Origin of the sequence: Litoribacter populi, assembly GCF_007483685.1 — a bacterium.
Taxonomy (GTDB): domain Bacteria; phylum Bacteroidota; class Bacteroidia; order Cytophagales; family Cyclobacteriaceae; genus Litoribacter; species Litoribacter populi.
On record NZ_VMKN01000001.1, the window covers coordinates 1,603,131 to 1,621,457 of the forward strand.

Consider the following 18,327-nt stretch of genomic DNA (forward strand, 5'->3'; position numbering starts at 1 on the left):
AATGTTATTTTAAGGTTTTAGAAAATAGCCAGGGCAATAGTTCCGGCATTTCAAATGTCGGATCCCAGGCATTGTGGTTGGCATCCGGAAATTCAGTGTAGGTGACGTCTGAATCAAGTTCCTGCAGCTTTTTGTAAATTCTTTGACTCAACACCACAGGCACCACATCATCCTGTGCGCCGTGGGTAATCCAAATACTCGTGTTATCAGCATAATTCTCGGCAAGGTCCAAGTTACCTCCTCCGCAAATGGCGATTGCAGCAGCATATTTTTCAGGATATCTTCCCAAAGTTTCAAAGGTTCCAAATCCACCCATGGAAAGCCCCATTATATAAACCCTATCGGTGTCTACATTTTCTTCGCTGATCAGCTTTTCTACAAGTTCATTGACCAGGGTGAGCTGTTCGGATGGTTTCTGTATAGATTGGTTGAAATCAGGGTCTCCTTCTCCAAAAAGCTCATCCCGAATACTGATATCGATCCAGTATTTGTCCTCCGGGCACTGAGGAAAAACCACTATAGCGGGGTGATTTTGGCGGTTTTCAAGGAAAAGGGCGCTTCCATGAGTAAGCTGTTTTTCATTGTCTGAACCTCTTTCTCCTGCACCATGCAGGAACATTACCAGAGGATAAGCCTGAGAACCGTCATAACCTTCCGGGAAGAGGATGCGGTATCTCAGGCTATCATTTGCTTGGTTAATGTATATTTCTTTCTCAAAAGCCTCAGACTGGCCTTTGGCTTGAAAAACTACCAGCAGGGAGACTGCCAGCACAGCGACAATATGTAATGCCATTGTATTCATATATCAAAAATTGGATGTTATGCCATCAATATTAAAAGCCTTCTTGATTGCTGAAAGGCTCCTGAAACTTGGTGCTTCAGGGCCTTATAAAGCAATCGGTTTACAGCTAGGTCTGATAGGTAATAGGTTGTATTCTGAATATTTTGTTTGGTGTTCCTGATTTCAATTTCAATCGTTTGCGTTGAATATTAATCCAGTTCAAAATTTAGGCGAAAAGCAAGAAAAGACATTAAAAAAATGAGAATAACTCCTAATTATGGCAGGTTTGAATAGCTTTTTTTATAGGTAGATTTCACTCTTTAATACCACTAAAAAACAGCTTTATAAGAAAATATGAGCGGGTTTTTACTTTTTATTCCCCTTTTAATACTAAAGCTTAAAATGAGGGGAAAGTTTTGGCAAAAGTCAGTTTTTGGGAATCAGGGGGTGTCCAGTTTTCACCACGTCTTGGTCGATAATAATATCTTTCCAATCCGCTTTTTCGGACTTACTATCAACTAACATTGATTTTACCTTTTTGCGGAAACTCCAAATAGTATTCTTTCGGACATCCAACTGTTCGGATAGCTGTTCCAAAGTCCAGTGCTGGCCGGAAATGATGGTATAGGCAATGAAAAAAGCTTTCTCCAACGGAAATCTAACACCATGAAAAGCAGTCCCGGCAGTAACGCTTTCTATATAACCACACTTACTGCAACGCCGGGTAAATAGCTTTGGTCCGTTGGAACACTTGTGGTTTCCACAGCTTCTACAATGAAAGGCTTTTGCCCATTTCAGTTCTTCCAAATATCTAAAACAGGCCGAACTGTCAGGGAAGATGTTGGAAAACTCCTCATGGGTTAAGGTGTCATTGTCCAGCCTCGCCTGAAAGGACTGTTTGATACTGCTCTTGAGTTTCCAGTTGTCCCTGTCCAAAAGTGCATTAATACGCTTGATCTCCTCATCCTTTTCTATGAGCTGGGAGTTGAAGGATTCCAGAAGCAGATTCTTGGATTCCAGTTCCTTGGTGCGCTCCTGTACTTTCTCCTCGAGTTCCCGGTTAACTTTTTCTTTTAAGGCGTAATTGGACTTCATCTGGTCCAAGGACCTTCTCAGCGCCAGATCCTTGTTTTTCTTCAGTATCCTAATCCGGTCACCCAAGGCGAATGTCAATAGTAACATTTCCACCAAAAACGCCAAGTGAAGGCTGTAGTAAATCAGGGTGTAATGCTGGATAACCGCCGCATTGGAAAGCACCTTGATGGCCATTCCAATAAAGAGTACCCCATAGGCAATTACGAAAAACCGAACTACCTTGTAGCCTTTTGACCAAATGTAAATACTGCTGTAAAAGATCAGAAAGAAAGGAATAACATCATAATACCTGATCTCAAACCAGGTAGGATTTACGAAGATGCCCATCAGAAACAGGACAGTCTTCATCCCCAATACCACCAAGAGTGCCTTATGGAGAAATTTTGCCCTAGTATTGGTGCTGAGAAAACGTATCGAAAACAGGGTGGCCCAAAGCACTATTGAGTAGCTAAAAATGCCGTTGGCAATCTGGTTCCAGGAGGGCGAATTGGGCCATAGGTACTGAAAGGCGATCCCGTCCACGCACATGGCGTAGATCCCAACACTCAATAGATAAAATGTGTAGTAAAGGTATTTGACCTCCCTGACGGCAAAATAAACCAGGATATTGTACAGAGCAATGATCATGATCATGCCGTAAAACAAGCCGTAAATGAAGTACTCATTTAAAGCGTAATAAAGAAACCTGTTTAAAGACCTGATTGCAATGCGGATATCGGCCTTTTGTGAACTTTGGATTTTTATATAGTAGTGATCAATCCCTATGCTCCCATTGTCGAGGATCAGCTCAAAGTTTTTATGGATAAAATTTCTATCATGAAAGGGCAGACCGTCACCCATTCTTACTATTTGGTAATTGCCCTTTTCATCGGGGGCAAAGACCTCGATCAGGTCAATCGTCTGATCATAAAATTCCATCACCCATTTCTTGGAGCTATTTGGAGTTTTCTCAATGGAAAGCTTTACCCAATAGGTGCTTGAGGTTTCGAAATCGCTTTTGGAAACCCCCGGCCTGATTTTAAAATTTCCCTGGAACTTAGGCGCCTTTACCTCGGCTAAAGTCAGACTACCGGTGGTATCTTCGAAGTATGGAAGTTTTTCTATTGAGAAAATCCTCTCCTCCAAGTTATCGTCGATTTTGAGCGTAGCCTTTTCACTGGACTTTTGGGCAAAGGCCATGGTGCAGATCAATAGAAATGCACATGTCAAAAGTCGCTGAAAGGTTATACTCATGTATGGGTGTGGTAGGATTTTTCAAAGATAAAGATGATGGTTTTTATTTTGCCATGCAAGGCAGGAAGAAATCTTGGTATTTTGGTAAAAACGCGGCTTTTAGGGATTTAGTACGAAACAGAAAAAGCTATATTTGGGTAGTTATAAAAATTGAAAGCTATTTATGATGAAAATTATAGACCCAAAAAACGTATCTACAGGAGAATTTCATAGTTACATGCTCGGCGCAATCGCTCCAAGACCGATTGCATTCGCAAGTACGGTGGACAAGGAGGGCAATGTAAACCTCAGCCCTTTCAGTTTTTTTAATGCCTTTGGATCCAATCCTCCGGTGGTGGTGTTCAGTCCCGCTCGTCGGGTGAGAGATAACTCCACTAAGCATACTTTGGAAAATGTACATGAAGTTTCCGAAGTGGTCATCAACATTGTTAATTACAAAATGGTGGAACAAATGTCCTTGGCATCCACTGAGTATGATAAAGGAGTAAATGAATTTTTGAAGGCGGGCTTTACCGAAGTGAAGTCTGAATTAGTGAAGCCTCCTAGGGTTGCTGAGGCACCGGTAGCCTTTGAATGCAAAGTTCTGCAGGTATTGCCTGTAGGTGAGGGTGGGGGAGCTGCCAATCTTGTAATCTGTGAAATATTACTGGCTCACATTGATGAAAATATATTGGATACTCAGGGGAAAATAGATCCGTTCAAATTGGATCCCGTGGCTAGAATGGGCGGAGATTGGTATTGCCGTGCAAGTGGGGAGTCGCTCTTTGAAATTCCGAAGCCATTGCGAACCAAAGGTATCGGCGTCGACAATATTCCTGCAGGGATAAGAGATAGCGTGGTTTTGACCGGTAATAATCTCGGCCGATTAGGGAATGTTGAAAAACTTCCAACCGGTGAAGAAGTGGAAGAGTTTGCCCATAAACCGGAATTACAGGAGATTCGAACCCGCTTCCAAAATGACCAGGAAAGCTACCTATTTCATCTCCACCAACTCGCTCAAGAATATATTCTACAAGGAGATGTGGATGGAGCCTGGAAGGTTTTATTGCAGCATTAAAATACACATAAAAAAAGCGGCCACCTCAGTTTTGAGGTGGCCGCTTTTTTTGTTCCGTTTTCGGTCTACTGTCTAACCTCTTCTATCTCTATTTAATCTCAATATCAAATGGAAGCCTCACCATGATTCCATCGTAACTCTTGATTCTCTCAAGTTGCTGGTAGAGGTAAAATTGCTCCCCACCAAGCTTGAATTTCATATATCGGTTTTGGACATCTCTGGAAAATTCGCTCAAGAATCTCTCAATAAACGTTTTTTGCTCAGGGAAATACAGAACTCTAAAATCATCCGCTACTCCAGCTTTTTCTGCGGCAATCCGCACCGCATCATCCAAACCACCAAGTACATCCACCAAACCATTTTCTTTGGCCTGTAAACCACTCCATACTCGTCCGGAAGCGATTTCCATCACCTGTTCTTTGGTCATGTTTCTGCCATCGGCCACCCTTTGAAGGAAAGTTTCATAGCCATCCTCGACTTGGTTTTGAACGATTTGCTTTTCTGCCGGAGAGATTGGGCGGGTAGGGTTCATAAAGTCTGAAAATTCTCCAGTGCCCACCTCGTCCGTAGTGATGCCTAGCTTATTATTCAACAAACCTTCCATATTAAACCAAAGTCCGAAAATACCAATAGAACCGGTTATGGTGTTTGGCTGTGCTACGATGGTATCGGCAGGTGCTGAGATATAGTAACCTCCCGAGGCAGCAAGTTCGGACATGGAAGCGATTACAGGCTTTTCCTTCTTGGCCTCCGCCATTTCTCTCCATATTACATCTGAAGCTAATATTGATCCTCCTGGACTATTGACTCTCAAAACTATTGCTTTGATGTCCATATCTTTTCTGGCTTTTCGAAGTTCGTTTGCAAATTTACGACTCCCAATTGACCCTTCGCTATCACCGGATACAATTTCACCCTCAGCTACAATCACTGCAATTCGATTTCTAGAAGACCTGTTTGTGGTCTCCGTAGTTTTATTAATATTAGTTACATTGACGGTACGAATATCATCATCTTCTCCAATTCCCAGCTTATCCCTTAAAAGATTGCCGACCTGATCATTGTACCAAAGACCGTCAATGAGTTTGAGGTCAAGAGCATCCTGGTTTTTGCGCACAAGCATTTGGTCGTTGATCTCTTTCAGGCGGGAATATTCAATGTTTCTGTTCTCAGAAATCTTTTGAAGAGCAAAATCATTGAGATCATTCAGAAAAACAGCTGTCTGCAGTCTATTCTCTTCACTCATTTTTTCAAGCATAAATGGCTCTACAGCACTTTTAAACTCCCCAACCCTAAAAATAACAGGTTCGATTTCCAGCTTCTTGAACATATTTGTGAAGAAAATAGATGTTGAGGATAACCCGTTAAACTCCATCGCTCCCATAGGATTGAGGTAAATTTCGTCAGCAACCGATGAAAGGAAATAACCACCTTCAGTGAAAATTTCCCCATACGATACGATAAACTTGCCTGACTCTTTAAATGCTTCCAATTCATTGCGCAATTCCAACAACAACGCAGGTCCACCTCCAAGCATTACCCCAGTTTGAAGGTAGATACCTTTGATATTATCATTATCTTTGGCTGTCCTGATAGCCGTCTTTAGCTCATTGAGCCCTACGGATGGTACAGATGAAAATGGACCAATAGATGGTACGGCAAAGGGATCTTCCAATGCTCGTTCCACGAGAAGCTTGTTTTCCAAATTAATGTGGAGAAGGGTGTGGTCCTTAATGTTGACTTTATCTTCCGAAGAGGCCATTATGCCTATAAAACCTATGAAGATAAAGAAGGCAATGACCGTAAATAGGAGCAAGCCTACAATGGTAGCCAAGACATTACTTAAAAATCGCATAAGAAGGATTGATTAATTTAATAGTCGAAATTAATTCTTTTTTTGTGAAAACCTGCTATTAATTACACTATAAACACCTATATGAGTCAAGTAGTTTTATTGCTGGGGGGAAATATCGGGGATAGGTTGAATTATCTTTCTTTGGCCCGGATGGAGCTCGAAAAGGTGTTTCCTTTTAAACAAACCTCCTCAATTTATGAAACAGCCGCCTGGGGTGGCAACTCCAAACAACCTTATCTAAATCAGCTGATAATTGTGGAAACCGAAACAAGTCCTGAATCAGTCTTGGATAAAACTCAAGAGATAGAGTTAAGACTCAATCGGACCAGGGAGGTCAAATGGGGAGATCGCACAATGGATATCGATCTGATTTATTACGATGATCTTATAATAAATACTGATCGGTTGAAACTCCCTCATCCCCTTTTGCAGGAAAGGAGATTCCTCTTAATTCCTCTTTTGGAAGTTCTGCCGGATTTTGTCCACCCCATTCTCGGGAAAAATACCAGGGAGTTGCTCGCTGAATGTATAGATGAAGGAAAAGTATCGAAACTTATACCTTAATCATCAAAAGTTAAAAAGAAAGACCGAGTTTCTCCGCCCGGTCTTTTCAAGTTAAAATCATTCTGCAGTGACCGGATCGATTATGGATGAGACCTCCGATACAGCGTCGACAGGAAATCCACTTTGTTTGGCATGTTGATGGATTAATTTTTCGTTTGGAGAAATATAAATGCAGTAAATCTTATTGCCTGCTACATAGCTGTGAATCCACTGAACTGCAGGGCCGATATTTGCCAACACATCACAAGAGGTTTGTGATATCGCCTTTAATTCCTCCGCAGACAATTTGCTTGCTCCTGGAATCTCTCGCTCAATCAGGTATTTAGGCATGGTTATATGGTTATTAACCAGTAGTATAGGGATATAATTTACGAAGAATAAATGCCAAAAAAAAGCTGCCCGAAGGCAGCTTTTACTTTTATTATATACTGGAAACTTCAGCTTCCCTGTGGATTTTTTTCACTAGGCCCTGAAGGACTTTTCCAGGTCCGCTTTCGATAAATTCAGTTGCACCATCTTTGACCATGTTTTGTACCGACTGGGTCCATTTTACTGGGGCGGTAAGTTGAGCGATCAGGTTTTCTTTGATTTTTTCCACATCAGTTACTGCCGTGGTGCTCACGTTTTGGTAGATTGGACAATGAGGCTTGTTGAATGTAGTAGCCTCAATCGCTTTCTGAAGTTTTTCTCTAGCTGGCTCCATCAAAGGAGAATGGAAAGCACCACCTACTGGAAGAGGAAGAGCTCTTTTGGCTCCAGCCTCCTTCATTTTTTCACAGGCTATCTCGATTCCCTTGTTACTTCCCGATATCACCAATTGGCCGGGACAGTTGTAATTCGCAGCCACCACTATTTCATTTTCAACGCTTTCGCAGATTTCTTCCACTTTGGAATCCTCAAGTCCCAAAATAGCAGCCATCGTGCTTGGGTTAACCTCACAGGCTTCTTGCATTGCCAAGGCTCTTTGGTAAACCAATTTTAAGGCATCGTCAAAAGCCAAAACACCATTAGCAACCAATGCTGAAAATTCGCCTAAGGAATGGCCAGCGACCATGTCAGGATTAAAATTAGGAGTAGTTTCTGCCAATATTACCGAATGTATAAATATGGCCGGTTGTGTTACCTTAGTCTGCTTTAGGTCTTCATCGGTGCCATTAAACATGATTTCGGTGATGTTAAAGCCAAGAATTTCATTGGCATGGTCAAAGATCTTTTTCGCCTCCTCATTGGATTCATATAGATCTTTCCCCATTCCTACAAATTGTGCCCCTTGTCCAGGGAAAATATATGCTTTCATAAATAGGTGGTTTAGTTTAAATGTTAGATTGGCCGCAAATATAATACAGAGTACTTCGTACCTCGTACTTCTATCTAATAATCTGAATATTCCCCTTTAGACTCTGCTCTCTTATTCCTTCATCCAATGTGTCAAACTGCACAGTGCCCGAATAGAAGTAGGTGCCTGCTGGTAACTCCTTGCCATTTTGATCATGGCCATCCCAGTTGATAAAGATGCTACCTTCAGCGCTGGTCCTTGAATTGTACTCAAATACTTGCACGCCCCAACGGTTGTAAATTTTAATTTCAACTGCCTCTACAAAACGTGGACATTTTTCAAACGGATTGTCAAACGCTCTGAAAGTGTCATTGACTCCATCAGAATTTGGTGTAAATACGTTTGGAAGTTCATAATTAGGACAATTGTCTATACAAACGATCTCACTAGGTTCGCTGACATTGCCTGAGCGGTCTACGGCTACCAAATAGTAACAACCTTTCAGGCTATTCAATCCTTCAATTCGGGTTCTCAATGTACTGGCACCAAATGTTCCAACTTGCTCAAATGTATTTTCTTCTCCTGTTTCTGAGAAGAACAACCTGTATTGGCTCAACTCATCATCACAGTCGCCACTCACATCTGGTTCCCAGCTTAAATCATGATAGAAGTTGCTGAAATTACAAGGCTTGTCCGCCAAAAAGGATGTACATTCTGGTCCTTCGTAAGTCAATACGGGAGGACAAGGTAACCTGTCATCATCTGGGCGCACACATACTACTTGAGAGCGGTTGATCAATGGATATTCTAGCAGTTCTATATTATAAGCGCCCAAAGTTTCCACATAATAACAGTACTCGATGTCTTTGTTCAATGGCACCCCATTATGGCTGCCGTCATCAAAGAAGGTAAAACCTTCAGTAGTGACATTCACTTCACCAATTAAGGTGAAGGTTTCCTCATCAGCTGAAGCTGGATCGGTACGGTTTCTATATACTCTATGTGGATATTGTGACATCGAGTTGTTCCATGGTACTTGAAATTCCCAATTCAACTCAATTGCCTCGTTCAAGATAGTGGGCTCTAATCGTACGGATGATGCTCTACTTGAAGTATCGATTCTTTCCCCGTCATTCAGCAAAATGATTCTATAATTATAGATCTGATTTGCCGTATTCAATCCTACATCGGTAAACACCGTGTCAGCAGTAGTGGTGACACTGAATTGATTCTCATTTCCGGAAAATCCTTGGGCTCTAATTAATTCATATGTATATGGACCAGGATATTCTTCTGTGTCAATGTCATAAGGTGGTGTCCATCGTACGATTATCTCTCCGATTTCATTATCGGTTTCATCAATATCAACATTCGTGATTACTGGAACATCCACATCTAGGGTAATACAGAATTCTTCAGAAACGATACTTTCTCCACTTCTTGGTTGTGGGAAAGTGGATACCAATCTGTAACAATAAGTATTGCCTGGGCTCAATCCCTGGCCCTCATTATCATCTAGGAAATTAAAGGTTTCCATATCGGTGGTACCGATAAGTTCCCAGCCATCCCTGATGCCTGTTTCGCATTCATCGGGTTCATAAGGATCGCTATTTAACCTCCGCCAGACTTGCATTTCTTCGGCGGAGCCGCTACAGGAGTAGGGGTCCCAACTTATTTCGGCACTCCTTCCGGGTTGCTGTTCTACTTCCTCGATGACGGGAGGGGGCCCGATGACGGTAATATTCCATGTTCGTATATCCACCAGCGCCGGCCCTGATTCCGGCCGGTCCGTTATTCGGATTCGAACCTGGTAAGTCCTTTCGCGAACATGGTTGCACACGGTTTGCCAATCGAAGTTGATTACTCCTGGGGAAGATTGAAATATAGCCACTGGACTATAGGTAGCAGGTGAACTTGAAATTTCGATTGGGTCTCCAAAAACTTCAATTCGAATATCATCTCCATCTGGATCACTGCCTTGTATAATTTCCTCAATCCTGGTACCCGCCTCCACGCAGAGGTCGGGGGGAAGTATGAGTTCCGGTCGCCTGTTATCGGTGTGCTCTATGATAATCTGCATATCACGGACTACATAGCCGATCATTTCATATTCCCCGTTGATTTTCCGCCATTCTTCAATTCTGAAAGCAATATTATATTGTCCTGCTATACCTGGGGCATCCCATATCAAGTCACCTGTGAGCGGATCCATGGAAATATAGGGGTTGGCTGAGCCGTCCTCCCGCTGGAAACTGAATTCACCAGAACCTGGGCTTCTATAGTTGTTTACCGGTCTTTGAAATTCCTGATTAGGTACGATGACATTTTCATCAAAATTATATGCTAGGCTATCCCCATCAGGGTCATATGCTCCTGGGTTGTGAATGTAGCGCACATTTACCGCGCCATTGTCCACTGGAGGTATAGTTAAAATAGGAGAGTTGTTGACTCCAAAAAATGGGTCGATCCGGATAAAAGTCTCCACATAGAACGGCGTGTCCACCGAATTATCCATGTTAAGAGTACCGTCATTCCGGTTAAACTCCATGAATCGGATAGTATAATTTCCCGGACCTTGATAAGTATGAGTTACAACAAATGTGTTTTTTTCAATCTGATTGCCTAAAGGTTCTGAGAAAGAAATGTCACTTTCGGTGTTGAGTTGAACAGTTGTACCGTCTCCGAAATTGATATTTCCAGGGCCAAAGCGGACCTGAGAACCGGTATCTGTATACCCCACGACAGTGATTCTATAGGTCAGTGCTTGAGTGGAAATCCTCTCTGCAATGATTTCTCCGGCCCTAATATGGGTAGCAGTTGCCTGGTACTGAATAGCGAATAGAAAACACAGGGTAAGGAAAAATAATGATTTAAATTTCATAAAAGGTGACTTAACTACTGTTAGTATACGGATTAAAGTTAAGCAAGTACAATTATTAATGAAACGAAAACCAAAAAATTAACCGCTTGGTTTTAGAAATGATCACCAATAGTAAGGAAAACTTCGCCAGAAAGGAGTTATTTAGAACGTTTTAAAATAAGATTAAAGGGAATGCATAGATTGTTTGATAAGTTTTCCAAATGTAAATTTGGCGGTCAAGTTTAAAAAATAAAAACAATCTATACTAAAACACAAGTTTATGAGTTGGGTAACGAAGACCTTCAACAGTTCGCTGGGCCGAAAATTGATTATGGCCCTTACAGGTTTATTCCTGGTTATATTTCTGATTGGGCACGTGACTGGTAACTTGCTTTTGTTCAAAGACGACGGTGGTCAGGCATTCAATGAATATGCCGATTTCATGACTACCAACCAGTTTGTACAAATCCTGTCCATCACCACCTATCTTTCGGTAATCCTACACGTAATTTATTCCATTGTTTTGACCTCCATGAATAAGAAGGCCAGACCAATCGAATATAATCAAGTAAACCCTCCCAAGGAAAGTAGCTGGAGTTCCAGAAACATGGGTATTTTGGGTACCTTCATTCTAATCTTCTTGGTGGTTCACCTTCAGGGATTCTGGTATCAGATGCACTGGGGCGACATGCCAAAGGTGACTTATGATAGCGGTACCTACAAAGACCTCTTCAAAATTGTCGTTTTTGCCTTCCAGCAAGAATGGTTGGTTGCTTTGTACGTGATTTCCATGATACTATTGGGCTTCCACCTTTTCCATGGTTTTGAAAGTGCCTTTCAAACTTTTGGCGCAAACCATAAGAAATACACGCCAGCCATACAATTTGTAGGCAGAGCGTTTGCAATCGTGGTACCTGCACTTTTCGCAAGTATGCCACTTTATATATACTTCACTTTGAATTAACAATAAGTAGATATGATACTCGATTCTAAAATACCTGCAGGTCCTGTAGCTGAGAAGTGGACCAAGCATAAATTTAACATGAAGCTGGTCAATCCGGCCAATAAGAGAAAGTATGATGTCATCGTGGTAGGTACGGGCTTGGCAGGTGCTTCTGCGGCAGCATCCCTGGCTGAACTTGGCTACAACGTAAAAGCTTTTTGTTTTCAGGATAGCCCTCGTAGAGCGCACTCTATTGCTGCTCAAGGTGGTATTAATGCCGCCAAAAATTACCAAAATGACGGTGATTCCATTTATAGATTGTTTTATGACACCGTAAAAGGGGGCGATTATAGAGCCAGAGAAGGCAATGTGTACAGACTTGCCGAAGTATCTGTCAATATCATTGATCAATGTGTGGCCCAGGGTGTTCCTTTTGCCAGAGAATATGGCGGACTTTTGGCCAACCGTTCTTTTGGGGGTGCACAGGTTTCTAGAACCTTTTATGCAAGAGGCCAGACCGGACAACAATTGCTTTTGGGGGCTTACTCTGCATTGAGCCGACAGGTTGCCAATGGCAAGGTGAAGCTTTATCCTCGTACGGAGATGATGGACATCGTCAACATTGAGGGGCAGACTAGAGGTATCATCACCCGAAACCTGATCACCGGAGAAATTGAAAAGCACAGTGCACATGCGGTATTGCTTTGTACAGGTGGTTACGGGAACGTATTCTTCCTTTCCACCAATGCCATGGGGTCTAATGTGACCGCGGCTTGGAGAGCACACAAAAAAGGTGCATTATTTGCAAACCCTTGCTATACTCAGATCCACCCAACTTGTATTCCTGTTTCTGGTGACCATCAGTCCAAGTTAACATTGATGTCAGAGTCATTGAGAAATGACGGTAGAGTGTGGGTTCCGAAAACCATAGAGCTGGCTCAAAAGCTTCGCAAAAAAGAAATCAAGCCTAGCGATATCAAAGACGAGGACAGAGATTACTATTTGGAAAGAAGATATCCTTCTTTCGGTAACCTTGTGCCAAGAGACGTAGCTTCAAGAAATGCAAAATATGTTTGTGATGAAGGTAGAGGCGTAAACGAAACTGGTGAAGCTGTATTCTTGGATTTCCGCGATGCTATCCAGCGTGATGGCGAAGATTTGGTAAGAAGCAAGTACGGTAACTTGTTTGATATGTATCAGCAGATTACCGGCGACAACCCATACCAGCAGCCGATGATGATTTATCCGGCGGTTCACTATACTATGGGTGGTCTTTGGGTAGATTACAACTTGATGACCAATGTTCCTGGTCTTTATGCCTTGGGAGAAGCTAATTTCTCTGACCACGGTGCCAACAGACTTGGTGCATCAGCTTTGATGCAGGGTCTTGCTGACGGTTACTTTGTAATCCCTTACACTATAGGTGATTATTTAGCTCGTATGTCAAGCGACAAGGTGTCTACTGATCATCCTGAGTTCCAAAAGGCTGAAAAAGAAATTAAAGACAAAATCCAGAAACTGCTTTCCATCAACGGATCAAAAACTATTGACCACTTCCATAAAAGATTGGGCAAGATCATGTGGGAATACTGTGGCATGGCTAGAACGGCTGAAGGACTACAGAAAGCCAAAGGCTTGATCAAGGATTTGAAAGTTGAATTTTGGAAAGATGTTAAAGTTTTAGGTGCCAATGAGGAGCTTAACCAGTCACTGGAAAAGGCCCATAGAGTGGCGGATTTCATTGAGTTGGGTGAGTTGATGGTAGACGATGCACTCCATAGAAATGAATCTTGTGGCGGTCACTTCCGTGAAGAATACCAGACCGAAGACGGTGAAGCACTTCGTGATGACGAAAACTTTGCTTATGTAGGTGCCTGGAAATTCGTAGGAGAGGGTGTGGAAGAAGAACTTCACAAAGAAGAGTTGAAGTTTGAAGAAGTGAAGTTGACGCAAAGAAGTTACAAGTAATCAATCATCAAAAAAAGAGAAATTGTGATGAATTTAACCTTAAAAATCTGGAGACAGAAAAACCACAAAGACAAGGGTGGTTTTGTAGACTATAAAGTAAGCGGCATTTCTAAGGATATGTCGTTCCTGGAAATGCTGGATGTATTGAACGAGCAGCTTTCCGAAAAAGGGGAGGACCCTGTTCATTTTGACCATGACTGTAGAGAAGGTATCTGCGGCATGTGCTCCCTATACATCAATGGACATCCTCACGGCCCTCAGCAGACGACCACATGTCAACTGCACATGAGATCTTTTGCCGATGGGGATACCGTTACTATTGAGCCCTGGAGAGCAGCAGGTTTTCCGGTGATGAAAGACTTGATCACCGATCGTTCTGCTTTTGACAGAATTCAGCAGGCAGGCGGTTATGTCAGTGTAAACACTGGTGGGGTTCCTGATGCCAACGAGATTCCAATTCCAAAGTTGATTGCTGATGAGGCATTTGATGCGGCAACCTGTATTGGTTGCGGAGCATGCGTGGCAGCCTGTAAAAATGCTTCTGCCATGCTATTCGTTTCTGCCAAAATCTCCCAGTTGGCTCTTTTGCCTCAGGGACAAGTTGAAAGGAAAGAAAGAGCGGAGAAAATGGTTGCCCAAATGGACGCGGAAGGTTTCGGTGCCTGTACTAATACTGGTGCCTGCTCGGCCGAATGTCCAAAAGGCATTTCATTGACCAATATTGCAAGAATGAATCGGGAGTATTTCTCTGCCGTAGCCAGTAGCGAGAATACCTGATAATTTTTATTACAATTTACAATTAGGAATTAAGAATTAGGGATGGAAACCAAGTTTTCATTTCAAATTCTTAATTCCTAATTTTTTTCATTCATCATTCAAAAATCACCATTGCACCCCCTTTTCGCATACTAATTAGGAATTCCCTTTTATTCCCCTAAATTGCATGGTTTGATTCACCAAACAGTCCATGAAGGACACCTATAAATGGCTTTAATAGACCTCATAATATTTTTTGTTTACATGATCGTGATGTTGGGAGTGGGGTATTATTTTATGCGCAGCAATACTGGGCAAGATGATTACTACGTCGGAGGCCGGTCCATAGGTCCTTGGCACATTGGACTTTCGGTAGTGGCGACTGATGTGGGTGGGGGCTTTTCTGTCGGCCTGGGTGGTCTTGGTTTCGTGATGGGGTTATCGGGTAGTTGGATGCTTTTCACAGGCCTTTTGGGTGCTTGGCTTGCAGCAGTTTATCTTATACCTAGGGTTAAATCCAATCCTGCTTTTGCCAGCTTTTATACTTTTCCTCAAATCTTCAAGCATCTTTATAACAATCAAGTCGCCATAGTAGCAGCCTTAATCTGCTTTATTGGCTATCTAGGCTTTACATCAAGCCAGTTACTTGCTGGGGCCAAACTTGCCTCAGGGACCTTTGATGGGCTTAGCCTCAGTACCGCCTTGGTCATTATGGGAATCATCGCTGTTGTGTATACAGTTCTTGGAGGCTTGAAAGCAGTGATCTATACGGATACTATTCAGTGGATAATCCTTTTGCTAGGATTTATTTTCATTGGTCTGCCAATCAGTTATTACCATGTAGGGGGCTGGGAGTCCATCAGGGAAACCCTCCCGGCGGAATTCTTTAGTCTTACTAATCTGCGTTGGCAAGATTTTGTAAATTGGGGAGTGACCATCATGCCTATATGGTTTGTAGGCATGACCTTGTATCAACGCATTTTTGCCAGCCGTGATGTGGCTTCAGCGAAGAAGGCTTGGTTTATCGCCGGGTTCTTTGAGTGGCCTATTATGGCCTTTATGGGAGTGGCGCTGGGACTATTGTCCCGAGTAGCATTTGAGCAAGGACTAATCGAAGCGGTTGGTGGAGAAATGGACCCAGAAATGGGGTTACCAATTCTATTGAGTACCGTACTTCCCGCGGGGATCATGGGCTTGATGATGTCGGCCTACTTCTCAGCAGTCCTTTCCACAGCAGATTCTTGTCTTATGGCCGCTTCCGGAAACCTCACAACAGACTTATTCAAAAAATTCTTTGACCGCCAATCCGATAAGAAAAACATGCGCCTTAGCCAGTTGTTTACATTAATAATAGGGGCTGTGGCTTTAATGATAGCACTTCAAATGACCAATGTGCTGGAACTGATGATATACTCCTACGCCTTTATGGTTTCCGGACTGCTGATACCTTTGCTTGCGGCCCTGTTTTGGGGAAATACGAACCCAAAGGCTGCCATGTCGGCTATGGTTGGCGGAGGATTGACTACCTTGGTGCTTTCCCTAGGTGGATGGCCGCTGCCATTTGGATTAGACCCCAATTTATTTGGAGTTACAGCCTCTCTAGCGTTATTTTTGCTAGTAAATAAGATGAAAACTAAAGAAAAACGAAATTATATTATCAATCAATAACCTATATGTTACAATTAGAAACCATAACACCATCGGACAAAGCCAATCATGATAAAAAGGATGAGATCGCATCTTTTCTTTTCCAGCATTTGGACCAATATGGCGACCCAAAAGAGGATATTATGAAATGTCTTGATTATGCCCTTAATGCGGAATTGAGCCGTGGAGGAGGTTTTGTTGTCGTAGCCAGAGAAGATGAAAAGATTGTCGGGGCGGTGGTACTTAACGAAACCGGAATGTCTGGATATATTCCTGAGTACATTTTGGTTTATATTGCCGTTGACGCCTCCCAAAGGGGTAAAGGTGTAGGTAAAAAGCTAATGCAAAAAGCCGTAGAATCGGCTAGTGGTGATATCGCCTTACACGTAGAGCCTGACAACCCGGCTAAAAAACTATATGAGAGCTTGGGCTTTACCAATAAATATTTAGAAATGAGACTTAAAAAGTAATGGCATTCTTAAACCTTTACAGGGATAAATTAAAAACCAATTTTGAATTTCTTAAAGCCAAGTTCAAGGACAGTGGTGTGGCCTGGGGAGTAGTTTCCAAACTGCTTTGCGGCAATGAACTGTATCTCAACGAGCTGATAGATTTAGGGGTGGATGAAATTCATGATTCTAGAATTAGCAACCTGGCCAAAGTCAAAGAATTAAATCCAGAAGTACAAACCGTTTACATCAAGCCGGCTTCCAAGCGGAACATGGTTGACATGGTCAAATATGCCGATGTGAGCCTCAACAGTGAGCTTTCTACTATCAAATGGATCAGCGAGGAGGCTGTTCGCCAAAATAAAAAGCATAAAATTATTATCATGGTCGAAACCGGGGACCTACGTGAAGGCGTGATGGGGGATTACCTGATTGACTTTTATGCCCAAATATTTGAGCTTCCAAATCTAGAAGTCATAGGTCTCGGTACTAATCTCAATTGCCTCAATGGGGTGATGCCTTCTACCGATAAGCTTATCCAGCTTTGCCTTTATAAGCAAATCATTGAATTAAAATTTAATAAAAAGATACCATGGGTATCTGCTGGCACCTCGGTTACGATACCGCTTATGCTAAGACATCAATTACCCCAAGGCGTTAACCATTTCCGGGTAGGGGAGACTCTGTACTTTGGAGTGGATCTTTTCGAGGAAAAAGTTATCGATGGGATGCATGGGGATGTCTTTGAGCTTTTTACCGAAATTATCGAAATGCAGGAAAAGCCACTACTTCCAACAGGCGTGCTTGCGGCTAATCCCCAAGGAGACATTCTGGATATAGATGAGAGTTTGTATGGGAAATCAAGTTTCCGGGCCATTTTGGACATTGGATTACTGGACGTGGATCCCAAATATTTACTTGCCGAAGACGGTGAATTTGAAATCCTAGGTGCCAGTTCAGATATGCTTATTTTAGATTTACAGGAGAATCCGCGTAATTACAAAGTCGGCGACCTGATTAAATTTAACCTTAAATACATGGGTGCGTTGGCCATACTCAATTCCAACTATATAGAGAAGAGGGTCAAATAATTAGACTTCATATTTCCTTAAATAGATAGCCATCTTAAAGGGTTCATTGTAAAGCCCCTTAAGATGCTATCTCCTTTTTAGGCCTATTGGCATAGATTTCGTAATAGATGGGGCATAAACCAACGTTTTAAATTTATGAAAAAGCTAATTTTAGGTATCATGGCGGCAGTGACTTTATCGTTATCTGCTAATGCCCAAATGAGAACTCCCGCAGCCGACCAAGTGGCTAACTTCGGTGTTAGAGGCGGGGTAAACTTTTTCAATTGGGGTGGAAGCGATGCCTCCAACAATGGCTACACCAATCGAACGGGATTCCATGCCGGCCTGTATGGTAACATGTTTATTACCGATCGGTTTTCCATTGAGCCAGGTGCTTATTACTCCGTAAAAGGTACCCAAAATGACGGCTTTGCAAATAGCAGAGCAATCCTAGATTATATTGATGTACCGATTCTCTTGAGATTCTATGCCACTGATGGTTTGAATTTCTTTGCGGGACCTCAAGGTTCTATCTTGCTTAGGTCTCGTTTTGAAGGTGATTTGTTTGGAAATACTTTTGTTTGGGACACAGACAATGTAAATTCCTTAGATGCTGGACTGGTTTTTGGTCTAGGGTATAATCTGCCTATGGGTCTTAATGTGCAGGGAAGTTATGACCTTGGTCTGACTCCTGTGTTCCAGGACAGTGAGGCTGAAATTTATAACAGAGGGTTCAAAGTTTCCCTGGGTTATAGTTTCTAATATAAACCAAT

General features: G+C 42.4%; 15 protein-coding genes. 9 read left to right on the forward strand and 6 right to left on the reverse strand.

Annotation, left to right across the window (positions count from 1 at the left end; genetic code table 11):
• Positions 1-4: 4 nt before the first annotated feature.
• Positions 5-793 carry a carboxylesterase family protein gene (locus tag FPL27_RS07040; protein WP_185974318.1) on the reverse strand — a complete coding sequence of 263 codons (789 nt, stop codon included), beginning with the start codon at positions 791-793 and terminating at the stop codon, positions 5-7.
• A gap of 414 nt (positions 794-1,207) precedes the next feature.
• Positions 1,208-3,109: a 7TM diverse intracellular signaling domain-containing protein gene (locus FPL27_RS07045; protein ID WP_143960417.1), complete on the reverse strand. Its 1,902-nt coding sequence runs from the start codon at positions 3,107-3,109 to the stop codon at positions 1,208-1,210.
• A gap of 166 nt (positions 3,110-3,275) precedes the next feature.
• On the opposite strand from FPL27_RS07045, the gene FPL27_RS07050 reads away from it, so the two are divergent.
• Positions 3,276-4,166, forward strand: coding sequence for a flavin reductase family protein (locus FPL27_RS07050; protein WP_143962103.1), 891 nt, complete (start codon positions 3,276-3,278; stop codon positions 4,164-4,166).
• An 88-nt stretch (positions 4,167-4,254) separates the two neighbouring features.
• On the opposite strand, the gene sppA is transcribed toward FPL27_RS07050, so the two are convergent.
• Positions 4,255-6,021 carry a signal peptide peptidase SppA gene (gene sppA, locus FPL27_RS07055; protein ID WP_143960418.1) on the reverse strand — a complete coding sequence of 589 codons (1,767 nt, stop codon included), beginning with the start codon at positions 6,019-6,021 and terminating at the stop codon, positions 4,255-4,257.
• Between the two features lie 81 nt (positions 6,022-6,102).
• On the opposite strand from sppA, the gene folK reads away from it, so the two are divergent.
• On the forward strand, positions 6,103-6,585 hold the full coding sequence (gene folK, locus FPL27_RS07060) for a 2-amino-4-hydroxy-6-hydroxymethyldihydropteridine diphosphokinase (protein ID WP_143960419.1): 483 nt from the start codon (positions 6,103-6,105) through the stop codon (positions 6,583-6,585).
• A 57-nt stretch (positions 6,586-6,642) separates the two neighbouring features.
• On the opposite strand, the gene FPL27_RS07065 is transcribed toward folK, so the two are convergent.
• From FPL27_RS07065 to FPL27_RS07075, 3 genes are all read right to left on the reverse strand, one after another.
• On the reverse strand, positions 6,643-6,915 hold the full coding sequence (locus FPL27_RS07065) for a DUF4242 domain-containing protein (protein WP_143960420.1): 273 nt from the start codon (positions 6,913-6,915) through the stop codon (positions 6,643-6,645).
• Between the two features lie 91 nt (positions 6,916-7,006).
• Positions 7,007-7,882, reverse strand: coding sequence for an ACP S-malonyltransferase (fabD, locus tag FPL27_RS07070; protein ID WP_143960421.1), 876 nt, complete (start codon positions 7,880-7,882; stop codon positions 7,007-7,009).
• A 70-nt stretch (positions 7,883-7,952) separates the two neighbouring features.
• Positions 7,953-10,742, reverse strand: coding sequence for a T9SS type B sorting domain-containing protein (locus FPL27_RS07075; protein ID WP_143960422.1), 2,790 nt, complete (start codon positions 10,740-10,742; stop codon positions 7,953-7,955).
• Between the two features lie 259 nt (positions 10,743-11,001).
• On the opposite strand from FPL27_RS07075, the gene FPL27_RS07080 reads away from it, so the two are divergent.
• The 7 genes from FPL27_RS07080 (at position 11,002) to FPL27_RS07110 (ending at position 18,316) form a co-directional block, all read left to right on the forward strand.
• On the forward strand, positions 11,002-11,685 hold the full coding sequence (locus FPL27_RS07080) for a succinate dehydrogenase cytochrome b subunit (protein ID WP_143960423.1): 684 nt from the start codon (positions 11,002-11,004) through the stop codon (positions 11,683-11,685).
• A gap of 12 nt (positions 11,686-11,697) precedes the next feature.
• Entirely contained in the window at positions 11,698-13,632 is a 1,935-nt protein-coding gene (locus FPL27_RS07085; RefSeq protein WP_143960424.1) for a fumarate reductase/succinate dehydrogenase flavoprotein subunit, read from the forward strand.
• 27 nt (positions 13,633-13,659) lie between these two features.
• Complete coding sequence (locus FPL27_RS07090) at positions 13,660-14,409, forward strand: succinate dehydrogenase/fumarate reductase iron-sulfur subunit (protein WP_143960425.1); 750 nt, start codon at positions 13,660-13,662, stop codon at positions 14,407-14,409.
• Positions 14,410-14,616: 207 nt separating this feature from the next.
• The gene (locus FPL27_RS07095) at positions 14,617-16,056 is read left to right on the forward strand and encodes a sodium:solute symporter family protein (protein ID WP_143960426.1); all 1,440 of its coding nucleotides are present in this window, start codon (positions 14,617-14,619) and stop codon (positions 16,054-16,056) included.
• Between the two features lie 5 nt (positions 16,057-16,061).
• Entirely contained in the window at positions 16,062-16,505 is a 444-nt protein-coding gene (locus tag FPL27_RS07100; RefSeq protein WP_143960427.1) for a GNAT family N-acetyltransferase, read from the forward strand.
• Positions 16,505-17,575, forward strand: a complete 1,071-nt coding sequence (locus FPL27_RS07105; protein WP_143960428.1) for an alanine racemase — start codon at positions 16,505-16,507, stop codon at positions 17,573-17,575. The genes FPL27_RS07100 and FPL27_RS07105 overlap by 1 nt, the downstream gene beginning before the upstream one ends.
• A 135-nt stretch (positions 17,576-17,710) precedes the next feature.
• Positions 17,711-18,316, forward strand: a complete 606-nt coding sequence (locus FPL27_RS07110; protein WP_143960429.1) for a porin family protein — start codon at positions 17,711-17,713, stop codon at positions 18,314-18,316.
• The last annotated feature ends 11 nt before the right edge of the window (positions 18,317-18,327 follow it).

Coding starts and splice junctions, on each gene's coding strand:
- folK (WP_143960419.1), top strand. CDS start 6,103: ATGAGTCAAGTAGTTTTATTGCTGGGGGGAAATATCGGGGATAGGTTG.
- FPL27_RS07095 (WP_143960426.1), top strand. CDS start 14,617: ATGGCTTTAATAGACCTCATAATATTTTTTGTTTACATGATCGTGATG.
- FPL27_RS07085 (WP_143960424.1), top strand. CDS start 11,698: ATGATACTCGATTCTAAAATACCTGCAGGTCCTGTAGCTGAGAAGTGG.
- FPL27_RS07045 (WP_143960417.1), bottom strand. CDS start 3,109: ATGAGTATAACCTTTCAGCGACTTTTGACATGTGCATTTCTATTGATC.
- FPL27_RS07065 (WP_143960420.1), bottom strand. CDS start 6,915: ATGCCTAAATACCTGATTGAGCGAGAGATTCCAGGAGCAAGCAAATTG.
- FPL27_RS07100 (WP_143960427.1), top strand. CDS start 16,062: ATGTTACAATTAGAAACCATAACACCATCGGACAAAGCCAATCATGAT.
- FPL27_RS07105 (WP_143960428.1), top strand. CDS start 16,505: ATGGCATTCTTAAACCTTTACAGGGATAAATTAAAAACCAATTTTGAA.
- sppA (WP_143960418.1), bottom strand. CDS start 6,021: ATGCGATTTTTAAGTAATGTCTTGGCTACCATTGTAGGCTTGCTCCTA.
- FPL27_RS07075 (WP_143960422.1), bottom strand. CDS start 10,742: ATGAAATTTAAATCATTATTTTTCCTTACCCTGTGTTTTCTATTCGCT.
- FPL27_RS07080 (WP_143960423.1), top strand. CDS start 11,002: ATGAGTTGGGTAACGAAGACCTTCAACAGTTCGCTGGGCCGAAAATTG.
- FPL27_RS07040 (WP_185974318.1), bottom strand. CDS start 793: ATGGCATTACATATTGTCGCTGTGCTGGCAGTCTCCCTGCTGGTAGTT.
- FPL27_RS07110 (WP_143960429.1), top strand. CDS start 17,711: ATGAAAAAGCTAATTTTAGGTATCATGGCGGCAGTGACTTTATCGTTA.
- FPL27_RS07050 (WP_143962103.1), top strand. CDS start 3,276: ATGAAAATTATAGACCCAAAAAACGTATCTACAGGAGAATTTCATAGT.
- FPL27_RS07090 (WP_143960425.1), top strand. CDS start 13,660: ATGAATTTAACCTTAAAAATCTGGAGACAGAAAAACCACAAAGACAAG.
- fabD (WP_143960421.1), bottom strand. CDS start 7,882: ATGAAAGCATATATTTTCCCTGGACAAGGGGCACAATTTGTAGGAATG.